This window comes from Streptomyces sp. NPDC059851 (genome assembly GCF_042732005.1).
GTDB lineage: Bacteria > Actinomycetota > Actinomycetes > Streptomycetales > Streptomycetaceae > Streptomyces.
On the sequence record NZ_JBHWJJ010000191.1, the window covers coordinates 1 to 11,384 of the forward strand.

Genomic DNA, 11,384 nt, shown 5'->3' on the forward strand with positions numbered 1-11,384 from the left:
TATCCTTTTGGTGCTTTTTGCCTTTTTGTGGGGTTTTTTCGTGCTGGGGTGATAACGCCTTTACCACTCTCGAGGGTGCTAACGGCGTTAGCACCCGAGCCTCCGAGTCGCTTTCCTGCTTCAAAAAACGCCTGCGAAGCCGCCCATGGGGCCCTGAACATGGATGCATGCCAAAGGGTTCCTGGACGCGATGCCATCCGGGGGCCTGATGCTTCGGCCTGTCGCAGGCGTCGCTGCTCAGGTGCGCGACGAAGGCGTGGGAGACGAGCCGGCCGCCGGGGATGGTCGTGTTGTCGCGCAGCGGAGGTGAAGGTCTCCGACTGGAAGGCCCCCACGTCGCGGCCGCGGTCGACGGTCTTCTGAGGGGCGTTCGGACGCGCGCCGGCGGCCCCCAGGCCCCACACCGGTACAGTCGCGGGCAGGGCCCCGGAGCTATTGAAGGTAGCTCCGGGCCCTGCTGTAGGTGCGGGTCGTGTCAGGCCGTTTTCGCCGGCGGGGCGAGGAGAGCGAAGAAGGCCGTGCGGTCCTCGTCGCTCATCTTTCCGTCCATGGAGACGGCCGTGCGCAGCGCGCGGATGGTCTCCTCCGCCGGGAACTCCCACCGCCGGTGGGCCTCACGCATGATTTCGCCGATGTAGTGGTGGGCGGACTCGGGGTGGTGGCGGATGAACCAGTCGAGCATCTCCGCGACCGGCCGCGAGACGTGCAGCATCCAGAGCTTTTCCTTCCCCGGGCCCGCCTCCCCGGAGGTCTCGTCGTCGCGGTCCATCTCGACCGCATCGGCGAAGCTGTGGAGCACCGCGTCCGTGACAGTGTGTCCCAGGAGACTGGTGGGCAGGATGCGATCCAGGCTCGAGGCGACGGTCCAGGCTAGGGCGTCGGAGACCTCCCGGACGGAGGCTTCGTTGCGGGCCCGCAGGACCCACCGCTTCCGCACGTCCGGCCGCTCCCACAAGGTGTTGTGGAAGTCGGCGGCGAAGTGGTCGCGGACCTCGGCGGCGCCGCGGGAGAGGTCGTCACGGTCGCCGGCCGACATGGTGGCCCGCACACCTTCGTGGGAGCGCTGGCGGGCCTCCACCCAGTCGTCGGCCACCGCCCGCGCCCACTGGTCTCGGCCTCCGACGGTCGCCTGCGGCTGGGGGACCTCGCTGTTGCTGCGGGAGATGTAGGCCCGCAGTGTGGAGGCGGTGATGCCGCCCAGCTCCGCCATCTCCGGGACGCCCAGCAGCTGGCCGCCGGTCAGCTCAGGGGTGGCGAGGTCGACCACGCACCGGTCCAGCGGCAGCGCCCCCTCCCGCTCCTGGTGCAGCTCCGCCCACAGGGCGAGGTGGTCGGCCCAGTTCTCCGGCGCTGGCTCCTTGGGCTCGAAGGTGAGGACCTTGCTGACGCGGGCGCGGCCGGGGTCGGCACGCCTGTCGAGCATGTCGGCGGCGCTGACCGTGATGGCCGCGCGCGCCTTGCGCCGCTCGTAGTCCTGCGTGACCGGGTCCCAGACCTGTCCGGGCCGGTACCAGGTGGCACCGTCCCACCAGTAGCCGCCGGCCCGGAAGAGCAGCTGGTCACCGCTCCAGATGCTGTGCAGGGGGGAGGTGTCGGTGTCGCGCATCAGCAGCACGGTGCGGCCGTGGTTGGGGTGGTAGCGCACCGACCAGCCCAGAGAGTGGTCGAGCGGGTCGGTGGTGAAGGCGTACCAGGCGCCGCTCGGGCGGTTGGTGTCGTAGCGACCCCACATCCCGTCGCCCTTGTTGCGGCCTACGGCCTCGATGGCCGCGGGCCCCTCGTCAAGGGGGATGTGCGAGTCGTCGACGAACGGCAGGCCGGGCACCGGGTGGTCGGTGCGCGCGCCGTTGGCGAGCGGGTGGATGTGCATCAGCGTGATCCTCATTTCGCTTTAAGCGCTGCACTTCTTATGCAGCAGTCTGATGCATTATTTATGCATCGTCAGAAGCATTTAGAAACACAGCACTTTCGGCCATTCTCCGGGCAGCGTGGCCGACGGACGCGGCGTAGAAGGGTGCCGGAGCGAGGTCGCGTCGGATAAGGTCTACTTATCCGACGCGACAGAACGGGACGTGACGACCGGTCAGCCTCTCGTCGCCGACTCGCGAGGAAGGGGCTTCCCGACCGATGACAGCCGACGCCCGCACCGAGTTCCGCATCCTGCACTGGGTCTGGCACAAGTTCCGTGATCTGGTTACACCTTGTAATTGTTGATCTTCCTTCGAGTTGTGCGGAAGTCGCCTTGAAATCGCCCCTCGTGTGGGTGGCTCGGCCGAGATTCGGTGGCCGTGAACGAGGTGTTGTCCCGACTGCAGGAGCTGTTGTTCCCGTCGCTTCCCGGCGTCGCCATTGCCGTCGTGGACACGGACGGCGAGGGGATACGCATCGAGGCCCGATGCACGTCTGCCGGCGCCTCGTGCCCTGATTGTGCGCACTGGACGGAGCGGGTGCACAGCTCCTACCTGCGGTTTCCTGCGGACCTGCCCGCTGCCGGACGGCGAGCGCAGCTCGCACTGCGGGTGAGGCGGTTCTTCTGCCCGGTCCCGGCATGCGGTCGGCGGACGTTCGTCGAGCAGGTGCCGGGACTGACCCGTCGCCATAGCCAGGTCACCGAGCGGCTACGCCGGGCGATGGGCGAGATCGGGCTGGCCCTGGCGGGCCGGGCCGGAGCCCGTCTCGCCCAGGTCATGGGCATCGCGACCAGCCGCACCACGCTGCTGCGGCGTGTGATGGATTTGCCCGACCCCGCACCGGCCGAGCCCCGCGCGGTCGGCGTGGACGACTTCGCCCTGCGGCGTGGCCATGTCTACGGAACGGTCGTGATCGACGCCGAGACCCACCAGGTCCTAGACCTGCTGCCGGAACGCGACGCCGCTACGCTTGCCCCGTGGCTCGCGGCCCGACCCGGCATCGAGGTCCTGTGCCGCGACCGCGCCGGCGCTTACGCCGAGGCAGCCGACACCGCCGCACCTCAGGCTCTCCAGGTCGCCGACCGCTTCCACCTCTGGCAGAACCTCGCCTCCGCGGTCGAGAAGACCGTGGCCAGCCACCGCTCCAGCCTGCGCGAACTTCCACCGCTCACCCCAGAACCAGAGCCCGAATGGGAGTCGCCAGCCGAGTCGGCCCCCGGCCAGGACGAAGAAGCAGATGACCCGACCGGCAGGTTCGCCGAGCGGGCCCGAGCCCACCACGCTCTCGTCCACGACCTCATCAACCAGGGCATGAGCCTGCACGGCATCGCCCACCACCTGGGCTGGGGCCGGCACACCGTCCAGAGGTACGCCCGCGCCGCCCGATGGCAGGACATGGTCAAGGGGCACACTCGTCGACGTCCGAGCAAACTCGACCCGTTCAAGCCCTACCTCGAACAACGCTGGACCGAGACTGAGGGCCGCGTCGCGATCCTCACCCTCCACCGCGAGATCTCCGCACGCGGCTTCCGCGGTGGCTACACCATCGTCTTCGACTGGATCAGCAGCACTCTGCCCCGAAACACAGGCTTCACCCCGTCCCCGCCCCCGCCCCCGCCCTCGGTACGGCAGGTGACGGGCTGGCTCACCCGGCACCCCGCCACCCTCACCGAGGACGAGAAGTTGCACCGCAAGGCCGTACTCGACCGCTGCCCTGAGCTGGCGACCGCCGCAGAGCTGACCAGCTCGTTCGCAGAGATGCTCACCACCCTCACCGGAGCCCGCCTGCCTGAGTGGATCAGCGAGGCCGTGAACGCCAACCTGCCCGGCATCAGCAGTTTCGCCACCGGACTGCAGAGCGACTTCGACGCAGTGACCGCTGGCCTGACCACCGACTGGAACTCCGGCCCAGTCGAAGGAGTAGTCAACCGGATCAAGATGCTCAAGCGGCAGATGTACGGACGTGCTGGCTTCAAGCTCCTGCGCAAGCGGGTACTGCTTGCCTCCTGACCTCGCTGTCGGTGGCCAGTGCGAGGATCCCCAGACGGCCACGCGAGGAGAGATATGGGCACCTGGGACATCGGCCCCTTCGACAACGACACCGGCGCCGACTTCGCCGGTGACCTGGACGAGGCAGCACTGGAGGAACGCGAAGCCATGATCCGGAACGTGCTCAAGCGTGCCGCCGGGCCGGCGGACTTCCTGGGTATCTACGACGGCGAGCGTGCAGTGGCCGCGGCGGCCCTGGTCGTCGCCCAGCATCCTGACGGCGATCCGGCGTGTTTGAACTATGGCCCATCAGAGCCGCTGCCGGAGTTTCCTGCAGACCTTCGAATGCTCGCCGTCGACGCCCTGGACCAAGTGGTCTCCAACCGGTCTGAACTCGCCGAGCTGTGGGCCGAAGCTGCGAACTGGTCGAAGTGGCGCCAGGACATCACCCGCCTCCGCAACGTCCTTGACCCTCCGGTCCCGCCACAAGAGGAAGCCCTCTTCGAGATCTAATCGGTGACCCACAGTCACAGATCACAGAACTTGAGCCAGAACCCGAATCAAACCGTCACGGCCACACAGCCTCCGAAGCAGGCGTCTTGGCTATGTTCTCGCTGGTAACAGGTGCACTCTTTCGTGATCGGAGTGGCACCGTTCTGTTTACAGTCCCTCTCTCGTCTGCCCCAGCCAGGAAGCCGGGTTGTTCCGGGTGGTCAGGATTTTGGCGTGGTCGGGTCCCAGCACTGAGCCAGCAGCTGTTCGCCAGCAGTGGCGGCGCCAGCCGGATTCCACGCCTCCCCCGCCAGAAGGCGAGCTTCTTCTGGGCGATCACGGTGTCGGGATGGTCTGGCCCCGTCAGCCGCTGCCGATCCGTGAGCAACTGTTCATAGGCGGTGGCGCGGCGACCGCATCCCCCGCCTGCCCCGGCCAGAGGGCGACGTTGTGCCGGCAAAGGAGGCTGTCGGCGTGGTCGGCTCCCAGATGGTGCTGGGTGGTGTTAGCCAGGTACTGGAAGTATTGGAGGGCAGCGCTGACCTGACCAGCCTCGTCGAGGCCCTGCCCGGTGTGGAAGGGAGGCGTGGGCGTCGACGCGGTGGGGCGTCTTCGGCGCGGAAGGTGAGTGCTTCGGTGTTGGCGCGCAGGGCTTGGGCGAGGGCGGCGTCGCGTTCACCCGGACCGCGACGTCCTATGCTCGGTGGAATCCGTCTACGCCTCGTAGGCGAGCCACGTGCGCTCGCCTACGAGCCGGTCCCTCACCAGAGCAACGTATTGCCCGGGCCTTCGTGTCCGATGGCGCCCGTTCCCCGTTCACATTGCTACGACCCGTTGCGGAATCGCCACCCGCGTCGGGTGGAACAGCCTGGATGCGGGCGTCGGCGGTCAGGGCCGGGCGGCGAGGGCCTCGATCTCGAACAGCACGTCAGGCGCAGCCAGGCTCGCGACACCGATCAGGGTTTGCGTGGGCGGTTTCGTACCCCAGCCCTCCTGCACGGCCTCGGCGATCGGCCCGAGCTTGCTGACATCGTGGTTCACCACATACGTCCTGAGCTGGACGACGTGGCTGAGGTCGAGCCCATGGAGGCCCTGGTGGCCACGGCGCTGGCCGTCCTCGCCGAGGAAGCCGACACAGACGGCTGGCTGCGGCTGGAGGTGACCTTCCAGGATCCGAGACACGCCGAGTGGGCCCTGTGGCACCTCGGCACTGACGCGGAAGCCCTAGTTCCGCAGTGGTTGCGCCACTCCCTGCACAACCGCGCCGCCGAGATCGCCACCCGCTACGGAGCGTCATCCTGAGAGCCGGCGCCTACGGCGGAACGCCGCTGAAGCCGACAAGCGCCGGCCGGACTCGCCGGAGTTCGACCTCACTCTGCGGCACCTGTCACCGTTCGCGGAGGCGCCCACCCTGACGGGCTGGGATCCGGTGACCCTGCTGCGGGGCTCCGATTAGGGATGCGGCGCGTCCTTTGTCCGCCGCGACCCCGCCACCAGGGGGTTCGGCGTCCTGCCTCGTCGCTGGACGGTCGAGAGAACGCTGGGCTGGCTCATGAACCACCGCCGCTTGGCCCGCGACTACGCAGCCTGCCCGCACCGCTCCGAAGCAATGATCCTCCTTGCGATGGTCAACCTCCAACCCGGCAATCCGGGACGCAACAACGGGATGAAACGCCCTCTGAACTGGTCGCCGCCCTGCACGCCGCCCTGTACGGAGATGCCGGCCCCTTTGCCGAGATGCCTGCGCAGCTCGTAGCTCGGGAGGCGAGCTGATCCTGCAGACGGTCGATGCATCCCCTGGGCAAGCCGTAACCTGGGCGGCCTTGCGGCATGTCATCGGTGGCGTACGCCGGTGCGAGCGGGCCGGCGGGCTCCGGAGGCTGCCCGCAGGGGGTCAGGGCCGGGGGGCGGGGATGTTCGACGCGGAGGGCCGGGGGCCCGCGGCGCGGCGGAGCCGGTTGGCGATCGCGAGGCCGAGCCCCTCCTCCGGGGGCAGGGACGCGATGATGAGGTCGCAGCCTCGCTGGTCGAGTTCGCGCAGGAATCCGTAGAGCCCTCGCGCGTAGGCGGCCATCGACCGCGGGACCGCGACCACGGCGTGCGCCTTCACCGGAGCGTCTGCGAAGGGTGGGGGAAGGAAGACGCCTACCCGGTGGCCGCGTTCCCGGGCGAGCTCCGCCTCGGCGATCACCTGCTCGGGGTCGACCAAGACGACCCGCGCGCGCGGAGCGTAGTGCGACGGATGCTGGCCCGGCACCCGGACGCGGCTCGCCGACGGCACCTCCAGTGGGTAACCCAGGACCGCCTCGAGATCCTCGCGCGTCACCCCGCCGGGCCGCAGGACGGCGGGAACGTCACTGGTGACATCCACGATGGTCGACTCCACTCCGACCTGGCAGGGGCTGCCATCCAGCACGAAGTCGACGGCATCGCCGAGTTCCGCGCGAACGTGGTCCGCCGTGGTGGGGCTGACGGAGCCGAAGCGGTTGGCGGACGGGGCCGTGACACCACCCCCGAAGGTCGCCAGCAGCGCAAGGGCCAGAGGGTGGTCCGGAACGCGTACGGCTACCGTCTCCAGCCCACCGGTCGCCTCGAACGGCACCCGGCGCCCGCGCCGCAGGACCAGCGTGAGCGGCCCCGGCCAGAAGTGCTCGGCCAGCAGCCGCGCCGTCGCCGGCACGTTTTCCACCCAGTCGCCCAGATGCTCCACGCCGGCGATGTGGACGATCAGGGGGTGGGAGGGCGGGCGTCCCTTCACCTCGAAGATCCGCGAGACGGCGGCGCGGTCTTCGGCATTGGCGCCCAGACCGTAGACGGTTTCGGTGGGGAAAACCACCAGGCCTCCGGCGCGCAGCACGCCCGCCGCCTTCTCGATGTCACTGTTGGTTGCCGTCACCCTCGCATCCTCTCACCATGCCGACGCCCCGTGGGCTCGGCGGTGCGGAGCGGGAAGACCCCGCCGGCGACCGCGCGCGCAGGCCGGGGTGCGCGTCGCTGAAGGTGCGCCGTGCCGGGGCGCCGTGACCCCTCGATGCCGAATCCACCCTCCCGGTTGTGCGGTGGATTAGGTGCCGAGCGTCTGTGCACGGCCACGACCGCAGTCGCCGCCCGGGCCGGTGGGAGCCGCCGGACCGACGGCTGAGCCAGGTCAGGAGAGGTGCCCTGGTACCTCAATCCCGCGGGCGGTGACGACGTGGGCCGTGCCGTCGGCCAGCCGGTACGACAGACCCACCAGGGCGACCCGGCCGGCCTCGACCGCCTCCGCCAGGAGACGGGAGCGGTCCAGCAGCAGATCGACGGTGTGCCGGATGTGCTCAGCAATGAAGTCCGCGTTTTCAGTGTGCCCGGCAGCACGGGCAGCCAGCACGCTAGGGGTCACACGCTCGATCACGTCCCGCACGTAGCCGCCCGCCGTGGCGCCGTCCTCGACGGCGGCGCGAGTGGCCGCGACCGCACCGCACGCGTCGTGACCGAGCACCACCACCAGAGGACTGCCGAGCACCTGCACCGCATACTCGATGCTCCCCAGCACCTCGGGTCCCATCACGTGCCCGGCCGTGCGTACCACGAACAGGTCGCCCAGCCCGCGGTCGAAGACGATCTCGGCGGCCAGCCGGGAGTCCGAGCAGCCGAACAGCACCGCGAAGGGGTTCTGGGCCGGCGCGGTCTCCGCCCGACGGGCGGCGTCCTGGTTGGGGTGCTCGGGCGAACCGGCGACGAACCGCTTGTTGCCGGCCAGCAGCATCTCGAAGGCGTCATGAGGGGTCACTGTCTGGATCTCTGTCATGGCCGCAGCCTACGGCTGAGTCCTGGGGACCTTGCCGAGGGCGCCTCGCACGGCGCCGGGAAGCCGGTCGAAAGTGCCCTCGGTGCCACCTGGCCCGGTCGGCGTGGTGAGAGCCTCGTCCAAGCTGCCTGGTGGTGGGGCGTCCGCGGTAGAGAAGGTTCCGGTGCTCGCCACGGCAACGACTACCGGTGTCACGCCCTTCCGCCAGTGCGTCCCCTCCCCGAATGGTGTCGGTCATATACGGAATCTCGCCGGGGCGATTACCGGCTCTTCGCCGCCAGCGGCCTAATCAGCGGTGCTCGTGGCGAAGCACAGGGGACAGTTCTGGCCGGTCGACCCAAGCCCTGGCAGTCCTCCATGCTGTTCGGTTGCCGCTCGCGATCGAGTACAAGCCCCTCCGGCGGTGACGAGCCCGCCGATCCGCTGGCTGGCGACGGATGGCCCCGTCAAACCTAGAAAGCGTTCGAGGAAACGGGTATGCAACGCCTGCATCAGCTGGCGGCCTGAGGAGAACCCCCTCGCATCCCAGCTCAGGCGGTCGCCCGGCCGTACCTCGTCTTGTAGTGCTGCCAGGCGGGGGACTGGTGCGCCTATGGAGTGCTGTCGAGGCGTGGTTTCAGCGTGGGTCATCTGCAACGCCCCGCTGGGGGTTGATGGTGCCTGTGCTTGAAAGAACGACTCCCCCTGCACCCCTTTGGAGCCGCCATGCCGCTAGCGAGCCTCTCGCCCCGCCCCGAACCGTACCCACCTTCCGGGACACCGTCGGCGAGACGCCGAAGGACCGGACCCAGGTGTTCCTGGCGGGCCCGTGCTGTCCTGCTGGGGGCGGCAGCGGTGATGCTGTCCCTGATCGCTCCGGCCGCGGCCACCGCGTCGCCGGCTCTGGCGCACCAGCGCCAGACGCTCGAGGAGATCCTGGAGCAGCGCCCGTTTCCGCCGACGGACATCACCTTCTTCACCCCCGACGTGTACCCGGCGTCCGGTCCGATGGTGCCCGCTGCGGGTCCGGCCCGCACGGAACGGCAGCTCGCCCTGGATTTGGCCTCGACCCTCGGCCGCCGGTGCGGAGTGTTCCGCGCCGCCCAAGGCGTCAGCCTCTTCCTGGCCGACCCCGGCCTGCGCCGCACCGTCCCCCACCCCACGTTGCGGGCCTCCGCCGCCGCCCTGCTGTGCACCTTCGGCGAACCGGCCCTGACCACCCTGCGCGGCACGACCTTCTCCACCGTCCGCTTCGCCAACCTTGCCCCCGCCACCATCGCCCAGGTCTCGCCCCCGGTCGTGCCCGGGCAGGGCCCGCAGATCCTGGTCAACCAGCGCTACCAATTCGAAGACTTCCGCCAGCTCACCTCGACCCTGTTCCACGAGACCCTCCACCAGGACCCCACCAACAGCAGCAAGGAAGAACTCATCGCCGCGGCCCTCGACACCCTCGTCCAGGCCCAGGTCTACCTCACCGACCCGCCGCTCGCCGCCTCCCGCACCGAGCTCACCCGCCGCCTCAACACCAAACTCATGGCCCGCATCAATAGCGGCCCCGGCCCACGCCTCGGACTCTTCACTGCCAACGGCCCCAACGTCTACCCCGGCGGCACCCCCCTGCCCTACTTCGCCGCCGCCTTCCCACCCGGCGGCCCCAACACCCCCGGCAACACCACCCTGCGCCAAACGCTCCGCCTCATCGCCAACCCCGGCACCACCCCACCCCCAGCCGCTAACTTCGACGACACAACCCTCCAGTTCATCGACCAAAACCAAGGACTCACTCCCACTGAAGTCCTGCGCACCGCCCGCACCCTGCGCCTGGCCGACCCGGCAGCGACCTCCTAGACAGGATCTGCCCAGCCTGACCGCGTGCCGGGGCCAGGAGCCCTTCCTCCGACCCATCCACTGGCCTGCGGTCGGGCCGACGGTTCCCCGACACCGGACGCTGCACGCCGAGGTCGGCGGTGTGTACGGCCTTGGTACTGGTGGGCTCGCGCGTTCAACTGTCAGAGAGCGGTTCGTGAGGTGATACCCGTTTCCCGGTGGGGTGAGGACAAGGCTGCTGGTCGCGGCGGCTACTGAGGGCGGTCACGCTCGGCCCGGCCGTTTCCTGGAACGAGGCCCCGCGTGCGCCCCAGCAGTGCAACATGGTCGTGTGCTGATACACACCGCCCGAACCTCCCCCGGCATCCGACGATCCGCTTCTGGCACACTCTCTTGCGGACCTTGCCTGGTACGCGCGGACCCGTAACCGCGCCGGTCGATGGCACCAGACAGTTGAGCTTTCCGCCCTTCTCACCGGCGCTGGCACCGTGGTGGCCGCAGGTCTGCAGGCTCCCGCCGCCATCACGGCCGTCATGGCCGGCGCCACCGTCTTCATCGGTGGATTCCGCCAGGTCTTCAACCACCTGGAGCGCTATGTTCTGGCGGCGGAAGCGCGGTCGCGGCTCCACCTGACCATCCAGCGCTACACATTGGTCCCGGAGTCGGAGCGGGATGAGGCCACGCGTGGACGCCTGCTGGATGAGATCGAGGCGGTCACGATGGCGGAGCTGCGCGGGCCGCCAGCAGCCGCGGGAACGCAGTCGGGTCACCTACCTGGAGGTCCGCCGCCTGCTTAGATGTTCGTCTCAAATCCCTCAAGATCCACTGACCGGCCAACGGCGGTGCTTGCCGTGCCGGCCATCCGCACCCGTACCTCCTGTGCGTCACGGCGCCCCGTGCCCCCCACGATGGTCCGCCACGCGCGACCCAGGCGCTGACATCGACCGGGCGGTGGCTGCACTCGTGGCCCAGCACGGCAGCCAGCAGCCGGCCGGTTCCGACACGGCCTTTTCTGTCCCGCCGCCGGGATTGCTTCCCGGCTGGACCCGGCCGCCGCGCCTCGGGACTCATCGTCGCGACGCCGGAGCCGGGGGCCGGGGGCCGGGAGCGGAGGCAACTGGGGCGCTGGCCGAGGGCTGGCCGTCCGCAGGGCCTCGACCTTCCCGACCGGCCGCGGCTGGCCCAGCAGCGTCAGCGAGGCGGTCGAGCTCGCTTCGTGCCCCCATCAGCTGCTGCGCGAGGATCAAAGGCCGAAGCGAAACTAGCCAGGTGTCAACGCCATGATATTCACATACGGCTGACAGTTAGTGCTTGGTCAGGTTGGTTCGCGGGTGGGTATGTCGCGGTGACAGGTGGGGCAGGCGCCGGCCCAGGTGGCCAGGAGGATCTGAAGTGTGCGG

At 69.3% G+C, this 11,384-nt stretch carries 8 protein-coding genes and 2 pseudogenes; 6 read left to right on the forward strand and 4 right to left on the reverse strand.

Annotated elements, in window-relative coordinates; translation table 11 throughout:
- Positions 1-475: 475 nt before the first annotated feature.
- Positions 476-1,870 carry a hypothetical protein gene (locus ACFV7Q_RS36165; RefSeq protein ID WP_385435173.1) on the reverse strand — a complete coding sequence of 465 codons (1,395 nt, stop codon included), beginning with the start codon at positions 1,868-1,870 and terminating at the stop codon, positions 476-478.
- Positions 1,871-2,297: 427 nt separating this feature from the next.
- Between ACFV7Q_RS36165 and ACFV7Q_RS36170 the strand changes: the two genes are divergently transcribed.
- Together ACFV7Q_RS36170 and ACFV7Q_RS36175 are read left to right on the forward strand one after the other, a co-directional pair.
- The gene (locus ACFV7Q_RS36170; protein ID WP_385435180.1) at positions 2,298-3,920 is read left to right on the forward strand and encodes an ISL3 family transposase; all 1,623 of its coding nucleotides are present in this window, start codon (positions 2,298-2,300) and stop codon (positions 3,918-3,920) included.
- A gap of 54 nt (positions 3,921-3,974) precedes the next feature.
- Complete coding sequence (locus ACFV7Q_RS36175; RefSeq protein ID WP_385435174.1) at positions 3,975-4,412, forward strand: DUF4259 domain-containing protein; 438 nt, start codon at positions 3,975-3,977, stop codon at positions 4,410-4,412.
- 867 nt (positions 4,413-5,279) lie between these two features.
- Here the strand turns inward: ACFV7Q_RS36175 and ACFV7Q_RS36180 are convergent.
- Positions 5,280-5,432 carry a hypothetical protein gene (locus ACFV7Q_RS36180; RefSeq protein ID WP_385435175.1) on the reverse strand — a complete coding sequence of 51 codons (153 nt, stop codon included), beginning with the start codon at positions 5,430-5,432 and terminating at the stop codon, positions 5,280-5,282.
- 45 nt (positions 5,433-5,477) lie between these two features.
- Between ACFV7Q_RS36180 and ACFV7Q_RS36185 the strand changes: the two are divergent.
- Positions 5,478-5,693: pseudogene (locus tag ACFV7Q_RS36185) on the forward strand (WYL domain-containing protein); the annotation flags it as partial.
- Between the two features lie 169 nt (positions 5,694-5,862).
- A pseudogene (locus ACFV7Q_RS36190) lies at positions 5,863-6,027 on the forward strand (transposase); the annotation flags it as partial.
- A gap of 258 nt (positions 6,028-6,285) precedes the next feature.
- Here the strand turns inward: ACFV7Q_RS36190 and ACFV7Q_RS36195 are convergent.
- Positions 6,286-7,287 carry an L-threonylcarbamoyladenylate synthase gene (locus tag ACFV7Q_RS36195; RefSeq protein WP_385435177.1) on the reverse strand — a complete coding sequence of 334 codons (1,002 nt, stop codon included), beginning with the start codon at positions 7,285-7,287 and terminating at the stop codon, positions 6,286-6,288.
- A 252-nt stretch (positions 7,288-7,539) separates the two neighbouring features.
- Positions 7,540-8,178, reverse strand: coding sequence for a carbonic anhydrase (locus tag ACFV7Q_RS36200; protein ID WP_385435178.1), 639 nt, complete (start codon positions 8,176-8,178; stop codon positions 7,540-7,542).
- A gap of 834 nt (positions 8,179-9,012) precedes the next feature.
- Between ACFV7Q_RS36200 and ACFV7Q_RS36205 the strand changes: the two genes are divergently transcribed.
- Both ACFV7Q_RS36205 and ACFV7Q_RS36210 read left to right on the forward strand, forming a co-directional pair.
- Complete coding sequence (locus ACFV7Q_RS36205) at positions 9,013-10,005, forward strand: hypothetical protein (RefSeq protein WP_385435179.1); 993 nt, start codon at positions 9,013-9,015, stop codon at positions 10,003-10,005.
- Between the two features lie 359 nt (positions 10,006-10,364).
- Positions 10,365-10,781, forward strand: coding sequence for an SLATT domain-containing protein (locus tag ACFV7Q_RS36210; protein WP_385435181.1), 417 nt, complete (start codon positions 10,365-10,367; stop codon positions 10,779-10,781).
- The last annotated feature ends 603 nt before the right edge of the window (positions 10,782-11,384 follow it).

Coding starts and splice junctions, on each gene's coding strand:
- ACFV7Q_RS36165 (WP_385435173.1), bottom strand. CDS start 1,870: ATGCACATCCACCCGCTCGCCAACGGCGCGCGCACCGACCACCCGGTG.
- ACFV7Q_RS36175 (WP_385435174.1), top strand. CDS start 3,975: ATGGGCACCTGGGACATCGGCCCCTTCGACAACGACACCGGCGCCGAC.
- ACFV7Q_RS36200 (WP_385435178.1), bottom strand. CDS start 8,178: ATGACAGAGATCCAGACAGTGACCCCTCATGACGCCTTCGAGATGCTG.